The 21,164-nt window shown below is 70.1% G+C and carries 23 protein-coding genes; 4 read left to right on the top strand and 19 right to left on the bottom strand.

The window, feature by feature from the left end; genetic code table 11:
* Nucleotides 1-95 precede the first annotated feature (95 nt).
* The 4 genes from corA to ACMW4R_RS02320 form a co-directional block, all read right to left on the bottom strand.
* Nucleotides 96-1,094: a magnesium/cobalt transporter CorA gene (gene corA / locus ACMW4R_RS02305; RefSeq protein ID WP_058595970.1), complete on the bottom strand. Its 999-nt coding sequence runs from the start codon at nt 1,092-1,094 to the stop codon at nt 96-98.
* A gap of 96 nt (nt 1,095-1,190) precedes the next feature.
* The gene (locus ACMW4R_RS02310; protein WP_058613427.1) at nt 1,191-1,532 is read right to left on the bottom strand and encodes a DUF3140 domain-containing protein; all 342 of its coding nucleotides are present in this window, start codon (nt 1,530-1,532) and stop codon (nt 1,191-1,193) included.
* 73 nt (nt 1,533-1,605) lie between these two features.
* The gene (locus ACMW4R_RS02315; protein WP_418299024.1) at nt 1,606-2,514 is read right to left on the bottom strand and encodes an EamA family transporter; all 909 of its coding nucleotides are present in this window, start codon (nt 2,512-2,514) and stop codon (nt 1,606-1,608) included.
* A 7-nt stretch (nt 2,515-2,521) separates the two neighbouring features.
* Complete coding sequence (locus ACMW4R_RS02320; RefSeq protein ID WP_058627192.1) at nt 2,522-3,793, bottom strand: serine hydrolase domain-containing protein; 1,272 nt, start codon at nt 3,791-3,793, stop codon at nt 2,522-2,524.
* 206 nt (nt 3,794-3,999) lie between these two features.
* On the opposite strand from ACMW4R_RS02320, the gene ACMW4R_RS02325 reads away from it, so the two are divergent.
* A complete protein-coding gene (locus tag ACMW4R_RS02325; protein WP_418299025.1) occupies nt 4,000-4,656 on the top strand; it encodes a heme oxygenase (biliverdin-producing) in 657 nt (218 codons plus the stop codon).
* Here the strand turns inward: ACMW4R_RS02325 and ACMW4R_RS02330 are convergent.
* Both ACMW4R_RS02330 and ACMW4R_RS02335 read right to left on the bottom strand, forming a co-directional pair.
* Nucleotides 4,644-6,026 carry an ATP-dependent DNA helicase gene (locus tag ACMW4R_RS02330; RefSeq protein ID WP_058595975.1) on the bottom strand — a complete coding sequence of 461 codons (1,383 nt, stop codon included), beginning with the start codon at nt 6,024-6,026 and terminating at the stop codon, nt 4,644-4,646. The two genes, ACMW4R_RS02325 and ACMW4R_RS02330, sit on opposite strands and share 13 nt — an antisense overlap.
* 9 nt (nt 6,027-6,035) lie before the next feature.
* Nucleotides 6,036-6,470, bottom strand: coding sequence for a MerR family transcriptional regulator (locus tag ACMW4R_RS02335; RefSeq protein ID WP_058627189.1), 435 nt, complete (start codon nt 6,468-6,470; stop codon nt 6,036-6,038).
* A 50-nt stretch (nt 6,471-6,520) separates the two neighbouring features.
* Between ACMW4R_RS02335 and ACMW4R_RS02340 the strand changes: the two genes are divergently transcribed.
* Both ACMW4R_RS02340 and ACMW4R_RS02345 read left to right on the top strand, forming a co-directional pair.
* Complete coding sequence (locus tag ACMW4R_RS02340) at nt 6,521-7,372, top strand: NAD(P)/FAD-dependent oxidoreductase (RefSeq protein WP_418299026.1); 852 nt, start codon at nt 6,521-6,523, stop codon at nt 7,370-7,372.
* Between the two features lie 9 nt (nt 7,373-7,381).
* Nucleotides 7,382-8,461, top strand: coding sequence for a hypothetical protein (locus ACMW4R_RS02345; protein ID WP_058595978.1), 1,080 nt, complete (start codon nt 7,382-7,384; stop codon nt 8,459-8,461).
* A gap of 31 nt (nt 8,462-8,492) precedes the next feature.
* On the opposite strand, the gene ACMW4R_RS02350 is transcribed toward ACMW4R_RS02345, so the two are convergent.
* On the bottom strand, nt 8,493-10,487 hold the full coding sequence (locus tag ACMW4R_RS02350) for a cytochrome c oxidase assembly protein (RefSeq protein ID WP_418299027.1): 1,995 nt from the start codon (nt 10,485-10,487) through the stop codon (nt 8,493-8,495).
* Nucleotides 10,488-10,707: 220 nt separating this feature from the next.
* Nucleotides 10,708-10,995, bottom strand: a complete 288-nt coding sequence (locus tag ACMW4R_RS02355; protein WP_013584778.1) for an HU family DNA-binding protein — start codon at nt 10,993-10,995, stop codon at nt 10,708-10,710.
* A gap of 406 nt (nt 10,996-11,401) precedes the next feature.
* Between ACMW4R_RS02355 and ACMW4R_RS02360 the strand changes: the two genes are divergently transcribed.
* Nucleotides 11,402-12,844 carry a helix-turn-helix transcriptional regulator gene (locus tag ACMW4R_RS02360; RefSeq protein WP_058595980.1) on the top strand — a complete coding sequence of 481 codons (1,443 nt, stop codon included), beginning with the start codon at nt 11,402-11,404 and terminating at the stop codon, nt 12,842-12,844.
* 57 nt (nt 12,845-12,901) lie between these two features.
* Here the strand turns inward: ACMW4R_RS02360 and rpsN are convergent, their stop codons facing one another.
* The 11 genes from rpsN to ACMW4R_RS02415 all read right to left on the bottom strand — a co-directional run bounded on the left by rpsN (nt 12,902) and on the right by ACMW4R_RS02415 (nt 20,940).
* Entirely contained in the window at nt 12,902-13,207 is a 306-nt protein-coding gene (gene rpsN, locus ACMW4R_RS02365) for a 30S ribosomal protein S14 (protein WP_022878196.1), read from the bottom strand.
* A 4-nt stretch (nt 13,208-13,211) separates the two neighbouring features.
* Nucleotides 13,212-13,382, bottom strand: a complete 171-nt coding sequence (gene rpmG, locus ACMW4R_RS02370; protein ID WP_013584775.1) for a 50S ribosomal protein L33 — start codon at nt 13,380-13,382, stop codon at nt 13,212-13,214.
* On the bottom strand, nt 13,382-13,618 hold the full coding sequence (gene rpmB / locus ACMW4R_RS02375; RefSeq protein ID WP_013584774.1) for a 50S ribosomal protein L28: 237 nt from the start codon (nt 13,616-13,618) through the stop codon (nt 13,382-13,384). Before rpmB ends, rpmG begins: the two co-directional genes overlap by 1 nt.
* 242 nt (nt 13,619-13,860) lie before the next feature.
* Nucleotides 13,861-14,535 (bottom strand): DNA-3-methyladenine glycosylase, encoded by a 675-nt coding sequence (locus tag ACMW4R_RS02380; RefSeq protein WP_418299028.1) that lies wholly within the window; start codon nt 14,533-14,535, stop codon nt 13,861-13,863.
* Nucleotides 14,532-15,962, bottom strand: coding sequence for a hypothetical protein (locus ACMW4R_RS02385; RefSeq protein ID WP_418299029.1), 1,431 nt, complete (start codon nt 15,960-15,962; stop codon nt 14,532-14,534). Before ACMW4R_RS02385 ends, ACMW4R_RS02380 begins: the two co-directional genes overlap by 4 nt.
* A complete protein-coding gene (locus ACMW4R_RS02390) occupies nt 15,952-16,809 on the bottom strand; it encodes a DUF1980 domain-containing protein (RefSeq protein ID WP_058614961.1) in 858 nt (285 codons plus the stop codon). The genes ACMW4R_RS02385 and ACMW4R_RS02390 overlap by 11 nt, the downstream gene beginning before the upstream one ends.
* Nucleotides 16,802-17,830 carry a permease gene (locus ACMW4R_RS02395; RefSeq protein ID WP_058627182.1) on the bottom strand — a complete coding sequence of 343 codons (1,029 nt, stop codon included), beginning with the start codon at nt 17,828-17,830 and terminating at the stop codon, nt 16,802-16,804. The genes ACMW4R_RS02390 and ACMW4R_RS02395 overlap by 8 nt, the downstream gene beginning before the upstream one ends.
* Nucleotides 17,817-18,230 carry a Fur family transcriptional regulator gene (locus tag ACMW4R_RS02400; RefSeq protein ID WP_058595985.1) on the bottom strand — a complete coding sequence of 138 codons (414 nt, stop codon included), beginning with the start codon at nt 18,228-18,230 and terminating at the stop codon, nt 17,817-17,819. Before ACMW4R_RS02400 ends, ACMW4R_RS02395 begins: the two co-directional genes overlap by 14 nt.
* Before the next feature lie 42 nt (nt 18,231-18,272).
* Nucleotides 18,273-19,133, bottom strand: coding sequence for a metal ABC transporter permease (locus tag ACMW4R_RS02405; RefSeq protein WP_058595986.1), 861 nt, complete (start codon nt 19,131-19,133; stop codon nt 18,273-18,275).
* The gene (locus ACMW4R_RS02410; RefSeq protein WP_058627180.1) at nt 19,130-19,945 is read right to left on the bottom strand and encodes a metal ABC transporter ATP-binding protein; all 816 of its coding nucleotides are present in this window, start codon (nt 19,943-19,945) and stop codon (nt 19,130-19,132) included. The genes ACMW4R_RS02405 and ACMW4R_RS02410 overlap by 4 nt, the downstream gene beginning before the upstream one ends.
* On the bottom strand, nt 19,942-20,940 hold the full coding sequence (locus ACMW4R_RS02415) for a metal ABC transporter solute-binding protein, Zn/Mn family (RefSeq protein WP_418299030.1): 999 nt from the start codon (nt 20,938-20,940) through the stop codon (nt 19,942-19,944). The genes ACMW4R_RS02410 and ACMW4R_RS02415 overlap by 4 nt, the downstream gene beginning before the upstream one ends.
* Between the last annotated feature and the right edge of the window lie 224 nt (nt 20,941-21,164).

Below are 21,164 nucleotides of genomic sequence, written 5' to 3' on the forward strand. Positions count from 1 at the left end.
GCGCGGGGGGTGGAGTCGTTCACGTACCCATCATTCGTTTCACGCAGCCCCTGTCCAGCAAGCGCGCCGAGTGTCGGGATTCCGGATGCCGCGGGCTACAGCCACTTCTTCACCTTGAACGTCAGCCACAGCCCCGCCGATACGAGCACCATGAGCACGAGCGCCATCGGGTAGCCGAACTCCCAGTTGAGCTCGGGCATGTTCTTGAAATTCATGCCGTAGATCCCGCCGATCAGTGAGGGCCCGAAGAGGATCGCCGCCCACCCGGAGATCTTCTTGACCTGCTCGTTCTGCTCGAGCGACGTCTCGGTCTGCCGCTGCGTGACGAGCGTCGCGTTGACGGTCAGGGCGTTGTCGAGGATCGAACGCATCGACGTCAGCTTGTCGCACTGGCGCAGGACGTGGTCGAGGACGTCGCGCAGCGACCGCTGCAGTTCGATGTCGACGCCGTACTTCTCGGCACCGCGCAGCAGCGCCTGGAGCATGTCGCGCAGGGGTTCGGTCGCACGCTGGAAGTGGATGACCTCGCGAGCGAGCTCGTAGATGCGCTGCGTCAGCTCCGCGCCGCCGACCCCGAAGAGCTGATCCTCGATCTCGTCGACGTCGTTCTGCAGCCCGCGCGCGACGGGGTCGTACTGGTCGACGACCTCATCGAGAATCGCGTAGAGCACCGCCTCGGGGCCCCGGGCGAGGAGCTCGGGCTGCTCCTCGAGCCGGTGCCGCACGCGGGCCAGGTCGGGCACCTCGGCGTGACGCACCGTCACGACGTAGTCCTCGCCCACGAACACGTGCAGCTCGCCGAACTCGACGGTCTCGGTCTCGTCGATGTACCGGGCGGGACGCAGCACCGCGAAGAGATTGCCGCCGTACCGCTCGAGCTTCGAGCGCTGGTGCCCGGCCAGCGCGTCCTCGACCGCGAGGGGGTGCAGCGAGAACTCCGCCGCGACGCGTTCGAGCTCTTCGGGGGAGGGGCGCAACAGCCCGATCCAGGCCATCCCGCCGTGAGCCTCCATGTACTCGAACGTCTGGTCGAGGCTGGCGGGGTTCTCGATGCGGTGGCCGTCGACGTACACGGCGCTGTCGATGATGGGCATGTATCAGTTCTACGCCCCGCAGGTGGCCGGGCGATGACGTGGTACCCGCCTTCAGGCGGGAGTCACAGCGCCGGGCACCGGCACGAGGTCGATGCCCTAGGCCTTCTTCGGATCGTGCCCCCAGTTCATGAGGGAGTATCGCCAGTCGGTGTCGGTGATGTCGCCCTTCGGGCGCTGGGCTCCGTGCCGCTTGACGTATCCGACCACTTTCCGCATGTGCGCGATGTCGGCGTCGGTGAGGTCGGCCTTCTTCTTCTTGAGGATCCGCACGATGTGCCGACCGCTCTCGTGCCCGGTCGACTCCCCGCCGTCCTTCTTCTGTCCGACGCCGCGGGACTCGTCGGTCTCCAGCCAGTCCGACAGCTCGGTGGCCGTCATGTTCACGGCCTCCCCGAACTCGGCGCGGGTCTGTTCGTCGTCATCGCTGCGTTCGCTCATACGCCCATGCTGACCGTCGACCCCGCACCGCCCCGCCCCCTTGCGCGGCCCGCCGGCCCATGGCATCCCGGGCTCAGCCGACGGGCTCGCTCAACGGCTCGTTCGGATCGGATCCCGGATGCCGACCCCCGGGCGCGTTCCGGGCGGCCGCCGTCACGGCACCGATGCTCGCCGCGATGACCAGGGCGACACCGCCCACCTCGAGCCACGAGAGGTGCTGGCCGAGGAGGAGGAATCCCGCCGTCGAGGCCGTCGCGGGGCCGAGGCTCATGAGGATGGCGAAGGCCGAAGCCGGCAGGCGTCGGAGAGCGATGAGCTCGAGCGCGTAGGGCACGGTCGACGACAGCACGGCGACCGCGGCGCCGAGGGCGAGGATGTCGAGGCGGAGGAGCACCTCGCCGGCCTGCGCGATGCCGAACGGCAGGGCCGCGATCGCCCCGACGGCCATCGCGAGCGCCAGGCCGTCGAGGCGGGGAAAGGCTCGCCCGACGCGCGCCGACGCGAGGATGTACAGCGCCCAGCTCACCGCCGCGCCGAGCGCGAACAGCACGCCGAGAGGGTCGAGCCGGTCCCACCCGCCCGCGCCCAGCGCCACGACGCCGGCGAGCGCGAGTCCCGCCCAGAGCCAGCGCGCCGGGCCCGTCGCCGTGATGATCGAGAGCGTGAGGGGGCCGAGCACCTCGATGGTCACGGTCACGCCCACCGGGAGCCGCTCGAGCGCGAGGTAGAACAGTCCGTTCATCGTGGCGAGGACGAGACCGAAGGCCACGACCTCGCGCCAATGCGCCGGCGAGTGACCGCGCCACCGCGGTCGGGCGATGATCAGCAGAAGCGTTGCCGAGAACAGCAGGCGCAGCATCACGATGCCAAGTGGCCCCGTCTGCGGGAACAGCATGACGGCGAACGAGGCGCCGACCTCTTGGCACGCGAGACCGATCAGCACCAGCGCCGCGGCCGACCGCGGTCCGCCGGTCGCGCTCATTCCGCCGTCACTGTGCGGGGACGGTGCAGATGGCGTTGCCGACGATGCCGTCGCGCATCTGCTGGGCCGTCCAGGGCAGTCCCGCCTCGGGAGCGGTCTGCCCCGAAGCCGCCGGAGCCTTCGACGCGATTGCCGCGAGCTCCCAGCTGAGCCACGCGGCGGTCTTCGGGTTGCCCGCCGAGTTGTTCAGCACGACTGAGACGGCCATGCCGGTCTTGGGGTCGGCGAAGGAGCCGACCATGTAACCCGCCGTCGCACCGAACTGTCCGATGAGCGAACCGGCCTGGTACGCGCCGCCCGCCGCGGTGAACCACGTCGGGTCGTCGGCGCTCACGGGGAGGGGCGACGAGAACCTGTCGCTCCCCTCGGGCAGCAGGGAGCCGGCGGCGAGCGCCTGCGTATAGCGGCCGAGGTCGGTGATGTCGGTCACGGCTCCCGCGGCGGCGCCGCCGAAGCTCGACGAGGTCACGGTGACGTCCTGGGGCTGATCGCAGGTCCATCCTCCCTCGGGGAGTTGCTGCGAGCGGAACCCCTCGAGGGCGGTCGACGAGGGCGCGGCAGCCGCCGACCCCGGCAGGCTCGTGTTCGACAGCCCGAGGGGTTCTGCGACGCGCTCGCGGATGAGGTCCGAGAGCGTCTCCCCGGTCGCGCGCTCGGCGGCCAGACCGGCGATCAGGTAGTTCGTGTCCGAGTCGGCGAACGCCGCGCCGGGGGGGTTCAGCCGAGGGCTCGCGATGCCGTACGCGAGCAGCTCGCGCGGGTTCCACGCCCGGTCGGGGTTGTTCAGCTCGCTCCCCTGCAGCACGGACGAGTAAGAGCCGAGCCCCGAGGTGCCGTTGCAGAGCATGCGCAGCGTGATGTCGTCATACCCGGGGAGGTTGCTGACCCACGTCGTCACCGGGTCGTCGAGCTTGACCGTGCCGTTGGCGGCGAGCTCGTACAGCACATCGCAGGTCATCGCGCCGGTGACATCGGCGGCACGGAAGTCCAGGTCGGCCGAGACCTCGGCGCCGCCCGGTCCCTGCGTGCCCAGGCCCGACACCCAACTCCCGCTCCAGGGCGCCCACACGCCGACGATGGCGCCGCTCGATCCGGTCGCGGCCATGGCGGTCGTGACGGCGTCGCGCAACTCGGTGACCGTCTGGTCGGGCAGCGGCGCGTCGACCTGGGCCGGGACGTCGATGGACACGGAGCTCTCGGCGGTGCACCCGCTCAGGATCACCGCGAGGACGCTCGCGCCGGCGATCGCGGCCGCAGCAGACCGACGCCATGTCCCCATACTGAACCCCCTGGAATCCGCGCGCGACGAATCGCGCGCTCCAAGAATTCAAACACACGCCGCCCGGAGCGACTTGCCGGTTGCGCCCGGGCGGCGTCACGTCTGCATCACATCTCGCCGCGAGCGCTCGGCGGTACGTCGATCAGCGGCGAAACCACAGGAAATCGGGGGTTAGGTTCACCTAACCCTGTGCGTATGATGTCCCCATGAACGCCGTCGTCCCGTTCTCCGCCGCTCTGCGCGAGCGCTGTTCCACCAGCGCGCATTCGACGAGCGAGTGCGACGGCTTCATGACCGACCTCCTCAACGGCACCGGCTCCCGCGACGACTACATCGCCCTCATCGCGCAGCAGTGGTTCATCTACGAGGCCCTCGAGACGGCCGGCGAGCGCATGCGCCACGACCCGGTGGCATCCGTGTTCCTCAGCGACAAGCTCACCCGCCTTCCCGCGCTGGAGGCCGACCTCGCGTTCCTCCTCGGCGCCGACTGGCGCGGGCAGATCAGACCCCTGCCCACCACGCAGGCGTACGTGTCGCGGATCCGCCGCGTCGCCGCGACCTGGCCGGGGGGCTTCGTCGCGCATCACTACACGCGCTACCTCGGCGACCTGTCGGGCGGACCGTTCATCGGTCGCCTCATGCAGCGCCGCTTCGGCTTCGACACCAACGGGATCGGGTTCTTCCTGTTCGGCGACATCGCCGACCCGAGAGCATTCAAGAACGTCTACCGCGAGCAGCTCGACGCGGTCCCGTGGGACGACGACGAGAAGGCCCGCGTCATCGACGAGGTGCTGGTGGCGTACCGGTTCAACAGCGAGCTGTTCGCCGACCTCGCGCGCGCCAAGGCGGCTCAGGTCGCCTGAGCGCGATCGCCCTGCTGGCGTCCGAGCCACGCCTGCTTCATGAAGCGGCGCACGTCCTCGTCGACGCGGATGTCGCTCGGGCGCAGCGGCCGTGACAGGTAGAGACCGTCGAGAGACGTCAGCCGGCTGAGTGCGACGTAGGTCTGCCCGGGTGCGAAGGCCCCGGCACCCAGGTCGACGACCGCGCGGTCGTACGTCTTGCCCTGCGACTTGTGGATCGTGACGGCCCACGCGAGCCGAAGCGGGAACTGCGTGAACTCCGCGACGATCTCGCGCGAGAGGTTCTTCGTCCCCGGGTCGTACGCGTAGCGGTACCTCTCCCACACGGCGGGTTCGACATCGTGCTGGATGCCGTCGACCTCGACCCGCACGCTGTCGCCCGCGATGCGCGTCACCGTGCCGATCGTGCCGTTGACCCACCGCGGCGCCTCGCCGAACTGCGCGGAGTCGTTGCGGAGGAACATCACTTGCGCCCCCACCTTGAGCGTGAGTTCCATCTCGGCGGGATAGTTCGCCTCACCGCGTCCGAAGTCGCCCGAGATCTCGGCGTTCGCGGTCTGTGTGCGCCCCACGAGCTCCTCGAGATGGCGCCGGTTGATGCTGTTGACGCGATCGTTGCGCGTCGCCAGCGTGATGATCGGGTGCTCGCCGTCGGCCGGGTGCGGGGGCGTGCGGGCTCCGGCGGTGTTCAGGATGCCGGCCATCTCGGCCGTCACGCGCCCGTAGCGCACCGCGTTGAGCAGCGTCTTGAAGCCCGGGTCGGACTGCCGGTGGATCTCGACGAGCTCGTTGACGTGCAGGTCGGCCCCGTGGCGCCCGATGTCGATCAGCCCGTCGCTGGCCGCTTCGCCCGACCACACCTTCGCGTCGAAGAACCAGAACGAGCGGTAGTGGTCGCGGATGTAGCGCGCCTCGTCACCGCGCGGGGGGACGGGGGCGAGCTGGTACGGGTCGCCGAACATGACGATCTGGGTGCCGCCGAAGGGCTCGGCGCGCCGGCCCCGCGCCTGACGGAGCGAGCGGTCGATGGCATCCATGAGGTCGGCGTTCACCATCGAGATCTCGTCGATCACAAGCGTGTCGATCGCGTTCAGGATCTTGCGGGTCGCGTCGTTCTGGTCGATGTCGCCGTTCGCGATCAGGCCGATCGGCAGGCGGAACAGCGAGTGGATCGTCTGCCCCTCGACGTTGAGCGCCGCCACGCCCGTCGGCGCACACACGGCGATCTGCTTCTGCGTGTTCCACGCGAGGTGCTGCAGCAGCGTCGACTTGCCCGTCCCCGCACGCCCGGTCACGAAGACGTGCTCCCGCGTGTCTTCGATCAGCCGGAACAGCGCCTGCTGCTCGGCGGAAAGAGGCGGGGTGGTCACCGATTCATGCTAGTTCGCGGGACGATCGCGGGGCGGCTCGGTGTGGACAAGCAGCCACTGCGCCTCTCCCGACAGGACGTCGGCGACATGGCTGCGGAAGCGCGGGCACTGCGTGATGTCATGCGACCGACATCGCAGCGCATGCTCGGTCATCGCCCTCGCCTCCGCGATGTCGGCGGCACGACGATCGAGTTCGGCGATGTGCTCCTCGAGCACGCGGTGGCGATCCGGCGCATCCCGCTCGAGCAGCACGCGGATCTGCTCGAGCGACATTCCCGCGGCCTTGTTGCGCAGGATGATCGCGATCCGGACGCTGTCGTCGTCCGAGTAGCGGCGTCGACCGCCGGCATCCCGATCCGGATGCAACAGCCCCTCGTCCTCCCAGTAGCGCAGCACGTGCGTGTCGAGCCCGAACCGCGCCGCGGCCTCCCCGATTGACTTCATGTCGACATGAAGTCACACGATGGTCTCGAACGCAAGCGAAGGAGTTCCTCATGTACGACGCGATCATCATCGGCGGCGGCCCGGCTGGCCTGCAGGCGGCCCTCACGCTCGGACGCATGCACCGGCGGACCCTGCTGCTCGACTCCGGCGAGTACCGCAACGGGACGGTGCCGCACGCGCACAACCTGCTCACCAACGACGGCCGCGACCCGGCCGAGCTCCGCCGACTCGGACGCGCGGAGATCGCCGCGTACGAGACGGTCCGGATCCAGGATGCCGCCGCCACCGAGATCACTCGGGTCGACGCGGATCTGGTGGTCACGGTCGCCGGCACCCCGCTGCGGACCCGAGCCGTGATCCTCGCGACCGGACTCGCCGACGATCTGCCGCCGATCCCCGGACTCGCGGACCGCTGGGGCGACCGCGTCGCGAACTGCCCGTTCTGCCACGGCCACGAGTTCGCCGGTCAGCGCGTCGCGGTGCTCAACGGCACCGCACACGCGGCGATGCTGGCCGCGATGCTCGAGCCGGTGGCATCCGAGATCGTCGTCCTCGACCCGGTTCGGGTGCGGGAGGTGGGCGACTCCCCGGCGGGGCTGCGGCTGCACCTCGACGACGGCACGACCGAGGATGTCGCCGGAGCCTTCGTGGCACCCGTCTCTCGCCAGCGCGCACCGTTCGCGGACCAGCTCGGGCTGGAGCGGCAGGAGTCGGGAGCCGTCCGCGTCGACCCCTTCGGACGCACGAGCGTCGACGGCGTCTACGCGGTGGGCGACATGGCCCAGCCCGACCATTTCATGGGGCCGATGGCGTCGCTCGCGAACGCGATCGCGGCAGGCCAGCTCGCGGCGGTCGCCGTCGTGCAGGCGGACGCACAGGTGCGGGTGGCGTCCCATTCTTAAACTGGGTATGTGGACAACGCAGGCGGGGGCCCCGCGACGCCCGAGGGTGTCCGCTTTGCGCGCCCGCGTCTCGCCCTCGAGCTGACCGCGCTCGGGGTCGTCGGCGTGCTGCTGGTCCTCGCGCTGGCCGCCGGCGCGGGCGCCCTGTACCGCGAGGTGTACAGCCCGCGGGCCTTCGTCCGGCACTACCTCGAGCTGCTCGAGAATCACCGCGCGGCCGAAGCGCTCGCCGTCCCCGGGGTCGCGATCGACGCCGCGGAGCTCGAGGCGGCGGGCCTCCCGTCGACGGCCTCCGAGGCGCTCCTGCGACCCGACGCCCTGGGCACCCTCTCCGACGCCGAGATCGTCGACGAGACGGTCGACGGCGACATCACGCGGGTGAGCGTCACCTATCGCGCGGGCACCCACGAGGGCCGCACGACCTTCGCGGTGAAGAGCGACGGCGAGACCGGATTCCTCCCGCGCTGGCGCTTCGCCACCAGCCCCCTGGCCGTCGTCGACCTCTCGGTCCGGGGGTCGATGCGGTTCTCGGTCAACGGTTTCGAGGTCGACAAGCGCCAGGTCTCGGTCGACGGAGCGGATGCCGATCCCTCGGCCGCCGTTCCCCTGCTGGTGTTCTCGCCCGGTCTCTATTCGGTGGCGGTCGACACCGCGATCTCGGCGACCCCGGGCGTCGCGGTACTGGCGGATGCGCCCCTGACGGGGGTTCCGGTCGACGTTCAGGCCGAACCCACCGACGAGTTCATCTCGGTCGTGCAGCAGCGCGTCGAGGACTTCCTCACCACCTGCGCCGAGCAGAAGGTGCTGCAGCCGACCGGGTGCCCCTTCGGCTACACGGTGCGCAATCGCATCGAGGGGGCACCCTCGTGGTCGATCGCTCAGCAGCCGAAGGTGACGATCGTCCCCGACGGCGCGGGCTGGCGCATCCCGTCCACCGGCGCCGTCGCGCACATCGACGTCGACATCCGCTCGATCTTCGACGGCTCGATCCGCAACGTCGACGAGGACGTCCCCTTCAGCGTCGACGGCAAGATCACCGTGCTCCCCGACGGCACGGCATCCATCCTCGTCAGCGGCAGCTCCGACTGAACCGCGCCGCCCGCGCGTGAGGGAGAATCCGTCAGCCGCGACGAGCGGCGTCGCGCTCGGCCGCCCGGGCGTCGCGCGCCGCGAGCCGCGCGAGCTCTTCGTTGTAGGCGTCGAGCTCGAGGTCGCCGACGCGGTCGACGTGACGGTCGCGTCGGCGCTGCTGGCGTTCGTCGCTGCGACTCCACTGGATCGCGACGGTGATCGCGAGGATCAGGGTCGGGATCTCGCCGACCGACCACGCCACGCCGCCGCCGGCGTACTGATCCTCGAGGGGTGTCGGCCCCCACGTGCGCCCCATCGCCCCGAACCACTCGGCGACCATCAAGCCGGAGTTCATCATGATCGCGATGCCGAAGAACGCGTGCATGGCCATGATCGCGATGAGCACGAGGAGCCGCATCGGGTAGGGCAGACGGTACGGGACCGGGTCGATCCCGATGAGGCTCAGCACGAACAGGTAGCCCGTGATGAGGAAGTGGGCGACCATCCAGATGTGCCCGAGGTGGTCGTACAGCGACCAGCGGAACAGGTCGGTGTAGTAGAAGGCCCAGAGCGAGCCGATGAACAGTCCGGCGGCGACATAGGGGTTCGTGAGCACCTTGGCGACCGGGTTGTGGACGGCCCAGAGGATCCACTCGCGACCGCCGCGCGTGCCGTCGTCGCGCTTGCGGATCGCGCGGGCCGCGAGGGTCACCGGCGCCCCCGAGACCAGCATGAGCGGGATCGCCATCGACAGCAGCATGTGCCCGATCATGTGCATGCTGAACAGGTAGTCCTGGTAGACGTTCACCGGCCCCGAGGTGATCCAGAACACCGCGAGCATGCCCAGGCACCACAGCACCGTCCGGTAGATCGGCCAGCTGTCGCCGCGGCGGCGCAGACGCCACACGCCGGCGAGGTAGAAGAAGAGTCCGAAAGCGACGACGAATGCCCAGAGCAGGTCGATGTCCCAGCTGGTGAACCAGCGTTCGATCGTCAGCTCGGGCGGCAACGGCGAGCCCGTGAGGATCTCGGCGGGAGTCTGGCCCACCAGCGGCGGAGCGATCGGAGGAGGGGTGCGGGCGAGGGCTGCGGCCGCACCGCTCGCGATCCCCATGAAGACCAGCTCGACGACGATGATCGCCCAGAAGCGCCGCGAGCCCTGCTCGTCGGCCATGCGCGAGATGAGGCGGCGGCGGTACCACGCCCCCAGCACGCCCATCGCGAGCAGCGCCGCGACCTTGACGAGGACCAGGATGCCGTAGGGCGAGAACAGGTTCTCCCAGCCCAGCAGGCCGATCGAGGCGCGCACCGTGCCCGAGACGGCCACGACGACGAACGCCGCGAGGGCGATCGACGAGTACCGCAGCAGCGTGGTCTGCAGCTGCGTCCGCGACATGGCGGGGCGCACGACGACGAGCAGCACCAGGCCGCCCAGCCAGACGGCGGCGGCGATGATGTGCAGCACGAGCGAGGTCACGGCCGCCGTGTGGCTCGCCTCGGTGCCGGCGTGGCCCTGCGTGCCCATCGGGACGAGCGACGCCAGCGCGAGGATCGCGACGATCATCGTCGGAACCCAGGAGCGCACGGCGAAGGTCAGCACGGTCAGCACCGCACCGGCGATCGTGGTGATCAGCCAGGCGGGGCCGATCTCGCTCTCGACGAGGAAGCGGCCGAGCTGCTGACCGAAGAGCGGGTCGAGCGTCGGCTTCGCGTTGATGATGTTGAGGAAGGTCAGATAGCCGGTCGCGGCCGAGGCGACCGTGAAGATCGCGGCACCGATCGAGGCGGTGTCGAGGGCGAGCTCGAAGGGGCGTTCCCCGGCCTTCAGGGCGAACAGCGCGAGCACCAGGGAGCCGACCATCGTCGCCGCTGACAGGTTGACCACGAGCGTGGCCAGCGGCAGTCCCCATCGCACCACGGGACCGGGGTCTGCGAGCAGGGGCGCAGCGGCGCCGCCGCCGTACGCCAGGCCCGCGACGACGGCGATCAGCGAGACCGCGACCAGGATGACGGGTCCCGCCACGCGGAGGGCACGGGCGTTCACCCACCCAGACTACGTCGGCGCGCGCACGCGAGGACGCGGAGCGGCGTCGGAGGCATCGACGAAGGACGATATCGAACGATTCGGGTCGAATGATCTCGGGTCGAACGATCCCGGGTCGAGCGCTCTTGCGCCGGACGCTCTTGCGCCGGACGCTCTCGCGCCGGACGAAGACAGAGGGGGATGCCTCTCGGCATCCCCCTCTGTGCGGTGCGGCGACGTCTTACTTGACGGCAGCCTTGAGCTTCGAGCCCGCGGTGACCTTGACGCGCTTGCCGGCGGGGATCGAGATCTCTTCACCGGTCTGCGGGTTGCGGCCCGTGCGAGCGGACGTGGCGACCTGCTCGAAGGCGATCCAGCCGGGGATCGAAACCTTGCTGCCCTTGGCGACCGCCTCGGAGACGGTGGAGAAGAGGGAGTCGAGCACGCCCGACACGGCGGACTGGCTCTGCCCGGTCGCGCTGGCGATGCTCGCGACGAGCTCGGTCTTGGTGATGGACTTGTCAGCCATGTGGTTGTCCTCCAGGCGACGTTGTCGTCGCCTCTCGTTACATCGGACGAGGAGGAATTCTCCTCGGTGGTCGGGAGACCGCCTCGACAGTATCAACCGAACCGCGGAATTACGGGGATTTTGAGGGATTTCCCCCTCGAATGCACCGGCGTGTCGCTCGAAACGGGCCCGACCCGGCCCCGGTGAGAGTGAAGGCCCGCCTCCTCGCGTCCTCGGGCGAAGAAGCCGGGCGAAGCGACCGAGCGATACGGGTGACCTCGGACGTGAATGAGAGCGGTATATCCCCGGAGGGGCGCGAGATGCGGGTGAGCGGCTTTCGTATGTTGGGGGCTCGACGGGTCATGTGCCTCGCACCATCGGAGGGTCCGGGCGCCCTCTCCGACTCCCGTCGGGAGAGGGGGGCGCCATGCCGAACACGCAGAGATCCATCGACGCCCGGGCCGCCTTCCACGCGGCGGTCGTCACGACCGCGGCCCGGTTGGCCCCCGGGCACGGGATTCCGGAGCAGCGCCACCTCGCCCTCCTGGCCGAAGCACCGCCGCCCCCGCTTCCTCGCGTCTGGACCGACACGGCGGCGCTGACCCTTGCCGCCGTCCTGGTGTCGCGGGCGCGCCGAGATGCCCTCTCCGAGGGGCTCTCGCTCATCGATCGGTACTTCGTCGACACCCGCCTCACCCGCGAAGCCACCCTGTCCGACGACGCGCGCGCGCATCTGCTCGCGGCCGCCGGCGAGTACTGCTGCGCCATCGGCTGGCCACAGGTCGGCGCACAGTACGGCGCCGAAGCTCTGCTCTTCGCCGACACCGACCCGGTCCGGTACCGCGCCCACGCCGTTCTCGCCCTGGGCCATGCCCTCAACGGCGAGTACGAGAGCAGCGAGAACGACAGGGCCGCCGCTCAGGCGCTCTTCACCGACAATGCCTGGCCTGACGATGAGATCGACTACCTCGTCCTGCTCGCGGAATCCCTCGTGGCCGCGGCCTGGATGCAGCCGGAGCGTCTCGTGGCGGTCTCCACGATCCTGCACGAGACCCGGCCGGACGACCCGTACTGGGACTACTCCGCCCGCGCCATCGACGTCATGCGGGGCCTCGTCGAGCGCGACTACTCGGGAGCTCTCGCCGCGAACTGGCAGCTGTCGTATGGTTCACGGCGCCACCGCAGCCACCGCATGATCCGCGACTTCCTCACGTGCATCCGGTCCGACATCCTCGTCGCGCGAGGTGAGTACGCCGAGGCTCTGGCGACTCTTTCCACCGGACAGACTCCGCCCGGACACGGGATCTGCTTCCCGATGCAGCGCTCGGTGGCGCTGCTCCTCCTCGGACGCGACCGCGAACTGCTCGCCGAGACCGAGGCGTGCGTGGCCGACGAGACCGACCACTGCTTACGCACCCTGACTCCCACGCTGCTGCGTCGCGCGATCGCATTCGCGCGTATCGGGTCCGCGCGACGCGCCGCGCAGAGCATGGAAGCGGCCCTGCTGCTGATCTCGCGGACCGGGGGCTCGATCACGCCGTTCATTATGCTGCCCCTGGGCGAGACGCTGGCCCTGTTCGACGAGGTGGTGAGCGCTCGACCAGAGCTCGGACCCCTCGTCACCGGCATCCGGGACTTCCTGCCCTCGGTCGCCGCACCGTCGCTGAACCCCGCTGAAGCCATCGGGCTCACCCCCACCGAGCGGGAACTGGCGGTGCTGCTCTCGTCGGACCGGAACCTGGCCGACATCGCCCGCGAGAGGGGTGTGTCTCTCAACACCGTCAAGAGCCAGGTGCGTTCCATCTACGCCAAGCTCGGCGTCAGCGGGCGCGCGGAGGCCGTGGGAGAACTCCTGAGACGGACGTTCTGAACGGCGAAGGGCGGGAGCCCCTCTCGGGACCCCCGCCCTTCGCGGTGGTACTGGTGCTTACCAGGACGACTTGGTCACACCGGGCAGTTCGCCACGGTGGGCCATGTCACGGAAGCGGACGCGCGAGACGCCGAACTTCGTGAGGACACCACGGGGGCGGCCGTCGATGACGTCGCGGCTGCGCACGCGCGCGGGCGACGCGTTGCGGGGCAGCTTCTGCAGGCCCACGCGGGCGGCCTCGCGGGCCTCGTCGGTCGCGTTGGGGTCGACCAGGGTCTTCTTCAGTTCGGCGCGCTTCGCGGCGTAGCGCTCGACGACGACCTTGCGCTGCTCGTTGCGCGCGATCTTGCTCTTCTTAGCCATGTGCTTAGCGCTCCTCTCGGAAGTCGACGTGCTTACGGACCACGGGGTCGTACTTCTTGAGCACGATGCGGTCGGGGTTGTTGCGGCGGTTCTTGCGCGTCACGTAGGTGTACCCCGTGCCGGCGGTCGAACGCAGCTTGATGATCGGACGGACGTCCTGAGCCTTCTTCGCCATTACAGCTTCACGCCCTTCGCCTGCAGGTCACGGACGACGGCTTCGATACCGCGCGCGTCGATGACCTTGATGCCCTTCGCCGAAACGTTGAGCTTGATGTTGCGACCCAGCGACGGAACGAAGTAGGTCTTCTTCTGCACGTTCGGGTCGAAGCGGCGCTTCGTCCGGCGGTGCGAGTGCGAGATGTTGTGACCGAAGCCGGGAACCGCTCCAGTCACCTGGCACACTGCTGCCATGGTGATGTCTCCTTCTGTACCGTGACACCGGACGGTGCCACCCAAGATCCCTTGTCTGCACCCCGTCTGAGCACGACGGAGAGCCGGGATCAGGAGGAGGGGTGCGAACTGCGTGCTGGAGTGCGCGCAGACAAGGGGTCAGTCTAGCACGGACGGCGTGTCGCCTTGACTCCCGGTGGCTTCGACAGGCTCAGCCACCTGCGCCGTGGAGGTCCCTGAGCCCGCCGAAGGGACCGGGACCCTCACTCCCCCGCCGCCTCCGCGGCACCGCGGCCCCAGCGGAACGCGGACACCGTGGCATCCCCCTCGATCCAGAAGCGCCAGGGGAACGCGGCGGTGCCGGCGACACCGGCCACCCCGACGCGCGGGCCGGTCGCGATGCGGGCCACCGGTTCGTCCGGCCATCGGAGCCGCGCGCGGGCGCCGGCGCGGATCTCGCCCTTCACCGCGTCGATCCCGTCGTGCAGCGGATGCCGAAGGCCCACCGCGTCGCCCAGACGACCGGGACCCCGGGCGAGGTCGCGCGCGGCACGAACGACACCGCGGCGCTCGAGACGACGCCTCTCGGCGACCGGTGCCCCCTCGATGATCTCGCCGCCGCGCAGCAGCACACCACCGGCGACACCCTCGGGCCCGCAGACGACGTTGACGCAGGAATGGATGCCGTGACTCAGGTAGACGTAGAGATGACCAGGCTCGCCCCACATCGTGGCATTTCGAGCGGTCGGACCCATCCGTGCGTGCGAGCCCGGATCGGGCCGTTCCCCCGTGCCGAGACCGTGATACGCCTCGACCTCGGTGAGACGGACGGCGACGCGTTCTCCCTCGACCTCGGTCTCGAGCACGGCGCCCAGCAGTGAGGGGGCGACCTCGACCGGAAGCCCCGCGAGGTCGTCGCGCGTCGCGAACCGCGTCATCCGGGCGGGACCTGGCACCACGAGAGGTCGAAGCCCTCGAGGGCGACGAGCTGCTGGCCGGTGTCGATCTCGACGAGGTGCGTCTGCAGCTTTCCGGGCAGGGGCAGTTGGTAGCGGTCGAAGGGGTTGTTCACGGCGCCCGGGGCCACCAGGACCGCGGCGTAACGCCCGCTCGGCGAGACGCACGTCTGCAGGACCGTGTCGGTTCCCGGCACGTCGAGCAGCTGACGCACCGTCCCGTCGCTGCTGACGTGCCCGACGATGGTCGAGCGATAGGCGCCGTCCGACCCGATGTCGGCGAACGACCGGACGGTTCCCGCGTCGAGACCGGGGACGGGCGTCGCGCGGCCCGTTCTTCCCGGAGGGTCCACCGGGTCGACGAGGGCTTCCTCCGAACCGTCCGTGAGGTTGATCTCGCGCACTCCTTCGAGGCGTTCGACGATCGCGACCGACGACCCGCGCGCGATGCCGTCGATCGCCACCGCGCTGCCGAGCGGAGCGGCGTTCCCGCCCACCGCGTCGGTCAGGAGGAGCCGCGAGTCGAACGTCAGCACGAGCATGCTGTCGGTGTCGGGCACGAAACGCCAGTCGGCGATGCGCACGTCGCCCCCGTTGAGGCCCACCTCGACCGGGGCGTCCTCGGTCGCGGCCGAGGCCGTGAAGAGCCGGCTCTCGCGTCCGCCCGCGGCGCCGAGAGTGGCATCCGAGAAGGTGAAACCGAAGCGCTCTCCGCGATCCGCCGACTGCAGGTTCGAGACGAATCCGGGGCCGGGCAGGGTGACGTCGCGCGGGTTCTTCCCGTCGAGATCGGTCACGATCACGCGGGCGGTGTCGTTGTCGCGTGTGGAGATGACGAGGTGGTTCGCCGTCGTCCGGAAGTCCTCGATGTGCGGGTCGGTGAACACCGGGAGCCCGGCCTTGCCCTCGAGGTCGGTGCGGAAGATCGTGTCGCCCTCGGGCGTCCCGCGCTGCATCAGGTACGCCTGCAGGGCAGGCGTTCGGAACGTCTCGGTGAGGGTCGCTCCGGGCCCCGCGCCGAGACCCTTCACGTCGTTCACGGTGACGCGGTAGTCGGAGTCGTCGCGCAGGGGCAGCGTGAAGCGGATGCCGACACTGCGTCCGGAGGTGTCGACGGTGAACGGCGTCGCCGGCTCCACCTCGACCTGCGAGGGATCCACCTTCTCGAGCGACTGGGTCGTGGTGAGGATGACGCGCGATCCGGATGCCGCGATGCCGGCGGCCGGATCGACCTGCACGTCCGTGACGCGGGGTCCCTGCGCGACGGCGACGACGCCGCCGACGCCGCCCACGAGAACGAGGGTCAGCAGCACCGCACCGAACGCGGCGAGGTAACCGCGGCCCTGGCGGCGGCGCGCCCGCGCGCGGCGAGAGTCCGCGCCGCCCCGGCGCCGGGTGTCAGTACTCATAGGGGTCCGCCGGCTCATCGATCGCGGCCACCTGGTCGGCGTGCACCTCGAGCTTGCCGTCGCCGCTCGAACGCACCGTTCCGGTCACCGTCACCCACTGCCCGCTCGCCGGGGCGTCACCGGTCGCCGCGATCGGCAGACGCGCGGTCTGCGCGTCGATGACGCAGTGCGTGATGACGAGTCGCGTGAGGTCGAAGCTCGCCCCGTCACCGCCGGGGGTGATGAAGCCGGTCAGGGTGACGGGCTTACCGTCGAAGGTCTCGGGATTCGTCGCGTGGGCGAAGACCGCTGACCAGTCGCCGACGCCGAATTTCGAGGTATCGCCGGACGCGGCCAACGTGATCACGTCGGAGCCGGCGAACAGGGGTGCGGCCCCCACGTCGCGCGAGACGGCGAGCTCGGTCGAGAGCGAGGCCGCGGGCGTGAGCAGCACGGCGACGACGGCGGTCGAGGCCAGCACGCCTCCCGTGAACGCGGCGATTCCCGCCGGCGTCAGGCGCGGACGGGCCGCGAGGTGCTCGTGCGCGGCGTGGTCGTGCGCGTCGGCCGGGTCGGAGTGCTCGTGGTCGGCGTGGGCGAAGGCCTCGCGGCGCGCCGAGGCGGCCGCGGGGGCGTGACCGTGCTCGTGGTCGTGCCCGTGATCGGCTTCGGCCCCGAGCGGGAGGGCGAACGATGCGATCGCGCCGATCAGCGCGACGACCGACATTCCGACGGCGAACCAGGCGGAGTCGGGGTTGATGTAGAGCGACATCCGCCCGGTGATCCACAGCGTGATCGTCGTGATCGACAGGCAGGCCGTGAGACCCACTCCCAGCCAGCGTGTCGCGAGGGCACCGGTCTTAGACAAGGAGGTTCACCACCGTTCCGAGCGAGAACGCGAACAGCACGACGACCACCGTCATCCCCACCAGGACGCGCGTCGAGAAGGTGGTGCGCAGCAGCGCCATCATCTTGAGGTCGATGATCGGCCCCACGACGAGGAAGGCGACGATGGAGCCCGGGGTGAACGTCGAGGCGAACGACAGCGCGAAGAACGCGTCGACGTTCGAGCACAGCGACACCACGATCGCCAAAGCCATCATCGCGGCGATGGAGAGGGCCGGGTCGGACCCGATCGCCAGCAGCGCGCTGCGCGGCACGAGCACCTGGACGGCGCCCGCGAGCAGCGAGCCGATGATGAGGGCCGGCATCACCGACCGCAGCTCGACGACGAACTGCGCGAGCGTGCGCCTCCCGCGGTCGCCGCGCTCCTGCACGACGATCTCGCACGTCTCGAGGAAGCGCTCGGTGAGCAGCTTGTCGGGATCCGGATGCCGGCTGTACAGCCACCCGATGAGGTTGGCGACGAGGAACCCGCCGATCAGGCGCGCGACGAGGATGCCGTCGCTGAAGCCGAACGCCGCGTGCGTGGAGATGATCACGATGGGGTTCACGATGGGCGCGGCGACGAGGAACGTGAGGGTGTCCGAGACCCCGAAGCCGCGCATGAGCAGGCCCCGGGCGAAGGGGACGTTGCCGCACTCGCAGACGGGGATGAACATGCCCAGCAGCGACAGCACGGCTCGGCGCGCCCACGGCGCGCGCGGCATCCATCTCTCGATCGTCCCCGGCGGCACCCACACCTGCACGATGATCGACAGCACCACGCCGAGCACGACGAAGGGCAGCGACTCGATCAGCACGCTGAGGGCGAGGGTCAGCCCGTCCTGCGCGCGCGTGGGCAGCGGCTGCGCGAAGAAGGTCGGTGCGAACGCGTCGATGAGGAACAGCGCCGCGATGACCACGACACCCAGGCCGAGAGCGACGAGGGTGCGGGAGGCGCCGGTGCGCTGCGGCGACGGCGTCGCGGTGCGACTAGTCGTCGCCACGCTCGCGGGCGCGCGCCTGCGCGCAGTCGGCGCAGATGCCGAAGATGTCGACCACGTGCTCGGCCTCGGTGAAACCGTGCTGCGCGGCGGTGCGCTGGGCCCACTCCTCGACGGCGTCGGCCTCGATTTCGACCGCGACACCGCACGAGCGGCAGATCAGGTGGTGGTGGTGTCCGCGGGTCTCGCACGCGCGGAAGAGGTTCTCGCCCTCCGGGCTCTGCAGCGAGTCGGCGTCGCCCTGAGCAGCGAGGCCCGCGAGAGCGCGGTAGACGGTCGCCAAGCCGATGCCGGTGTTCTCGTCGCGCAGCGTCGCGTGCAGCGTCTGGGCGCTGACGAAGCCTCCCGCACCGGAGAGGGCTTCGCGCACCCGCTCTCGCTGCCACGTGTTGCGCTGGACCATGGCCCCGAGTTTAGCCAGGTCGTCGGTGAATCGGCTGGGCGCCTACACGGCCCTGGTCGTGCGATCGCGGCGCGCGCCGATCACGCGGCAGACGAGGTAGATCGCGAACGAGATGGTCGTGATGTAGGGGCTCACCGGGAGGGTTCCCGCCACCGCGAGGAGGACGCCGCCCACCGCGGACACGAAGCCGAACAGCGCTGCCAGCAGCGGCACCGACAGGGGGCCGGATGACACGCGCATCGCGGCGGCGGCCGGGGTGACGAGCAGGGCCATCACGAGCAGAGCACCGATGATGTGCACCGCAACGGCGACGATGAGTCCGAGCAGCAGCATGAACACCAGCGACACCGCGGTGGTGTTCACCCCGCGCGCGGCGGCGGACTGCGGGTCGAGGGAGTCGAAGCGTAGCGGGCGCCAGACCAGCAGCAGCGCGACCAGCACGATCGCCCCGATCGCCACGAGCCACCCGAGCTGTCCGCTCTGCACCGACACGATCTGCCCGGTGAGCAGGCTGAACCGGGTGGCGCTGCGTCCGTTGTAGAGCGACAGGCACAGGATGCCGACACCCAAGCCGAACGGCATGAGCACGCCGATGATCGAGTTCCGGTCGCGCGCGCGGGCCCCGAGCACGCCGATGAGCGCCGCCGCGATGAGCGAGCCGACGATCGAGCCCGAGACGACGTCCGCGCCGATGAGCAGCGCGACCGCCGCCCCGGCGAACGACAGTTCGCTGATGCCGTGGACGGCGAAGGCCATGTCGCGCTGCATGACGAAGACGCCGATCAAACCGCCGACCAGGCCCAGGACGGCCCCCGCGTAGACGGAGTTCTGCACGAGCTCGAGGATCGCGCCGTACTGGCTCACGCCGCCGAAGAGGGCGTTGCCGACGTCGGACCAGTTCATGCGTGATCCTCGTCGTGGTGATGGTGGTGGGCCTCATCGGCATCCGGAGCTCCGACGACGATGAGCTGCCCGCCCGCGCGCACCACGAAGACCGGGGCGCCGTAGAGGGCCGACAGCGTCTCGGTGGTGAGCACCTCGTCGGGGGTGCCGAGGGTGAAGCGGCCGTTCGCGATGTAGAGGATGCGATCGACGCGTGAGAGCACGGGGTTGATGTCATGGGTGACCAGCAGCACGGCCGCGTCGCGGTCGCGGCGGTGCCGGTCGATGAGCCGGACGACGGCCTGCTGGTTCGCGAGGTCGAGGCTGGTGAGCGGCTCGTCGCAGAGCAGGAGAGCGGGATCGTCGGCGAGAGCCTGGCCCACGCGGAGTCGCTGCTGCTCGCCGCCCGACAGCAGACCGACGGGGCGGTCGCCGAAGGCGGTGGCTCCCACCGCGTCGAGGAGTTCGTCGATGCGCGCGCGGTCCTTCTTGCGCGAGAGGGGCAGGCCGAAGCGATGGCCGTCGACCCCGAGACCCACGATGTCGCGCCCGCGCAAAGGCGTCTCGCGCGGCAGGGGACGCTGCTGCGGGATGTAACCGATGCGGCGGTTTCCGGCGCGGCGCACCGGTTCGCCGAGCGCCTCGATGGATCCCTCGCTCAACCGCTCGAGGCCGAGGATCGCGCGAAGCAGCGTGGTCTTGCCCGAGCCGCTCGGTCCGAGGACGGCGACGAGCTCGCCGGGCTCGACCTCGAGGTCGAGCCCGGCCCACAGCTCACGGCCCCCTCGTTCGAGGGCGGCGCCGCGGATGCGCAGCGGTGCCGCTGCGCTCACGCGGCGAGCGCGTCGCTCAGGGCCTTGATGTTGCTCTGCATCCACGAGATGTAAGTCTGACCCTCGGGGAGCGTTTCCGTGAACTCGATCACGGGGATGTTCTTGGCCTTGGCTTCGTCCTGCACCTTCGTGACCTCGGCACCGCCGGTCTGCGGGTTGACGATCATGACCTTGATCTGACCCGAGTCGAGGAGCTGCAGCGACTCGAGCAGGGTCGCGGGCGGCACGTCCTGTCCCTCCTCGACCGACTCGCTGAACTCGTTCGGGGTGGCGTTGTCGAGACCGGCCGCGGTGGTCAGGTACACGGGCACCGGCTCGGTCACGAAGATCTTCTGCCCGGCATCCTTCGCCTTGATCTGGTCGAGTGAGTCTTCGAGACCGGCGATCTGCTGGGTGAACGCCTCGGCGTTGGCGTTGAAGTCGGCGACGTGGTCGGGCGCGAGCTCGCCGAGCTTCGACGCGATCGCCGCGGTGAGGTCTTCGACCGTGTGCGGGTCGTACCAGACGTGCTCGTTGAAGCCCTCGATGTGGTCGTGGCCGTCGCCCTCGTCGTGCGCGTGGTCGTCAGCGCTCTCGCTCGGCGCGGGGCTCGCGTCATCGTGCGACTCGGCGCCCGGGTAGTCGTGGTTGTACTCGACGGCCGTGAGCACGGGCGCCGCGGTGCCGCTCGCCTGGATGAGGCCCTCCATGAAGGAGTCGTAGCCCGCGCCGTTCTCGATCACGAGGCCCGCGTTCTTCAGGGTGAGCTGGTCTTGCGCGCTCGCCTCGTACTCGTGCGGGTCCTGCGTCGGCGAGGTGATGATCGAGGTCACGTCGACGAAGTCGCCGCCGACCGCCTCGGCGATCGAGCCGTAGACGTCGGTGGATGCCACGACGGTCACCTTGCCGTCGGCACTCGCGGTCGAACCAGCCGAGGGGGACGCGCCGGCGCAGCCGGCGAGGGCGAGCACGGAGGCCGCACCGAGGGCGAGGGGGGCGAGGAGGCGTCGGGTCATGCGAGCCACTGTAACGGTAGTGATAACCGTTCTCAAACTCACGGCGGGAGCCATAGCGCCTTCCCAGGATGCCTGTTGGCGCGGTCGCCGGGGCGGCCGGGTAGGGGCGCGGCGCGGTCGCCGGGCGGCCGGGTAGGGGCGCGGTCGAGCGGAGGCACGGCGGGCGCGGCGGGGGTCGCCGGGGCGCCGACGGCGGCTCGCGCACGCGCCATAAACGCGATCCG

Source organism: Microbacterium sp. S1037 (assembly GCF_048381605.1).
Classification (GTDB): domain Bacteria; phylum Actinomycetota; class Actinomycetes; order Actinomycetales; family Microbacteriaceae; genus Microbacterium; species Microbacterium testaceum_B.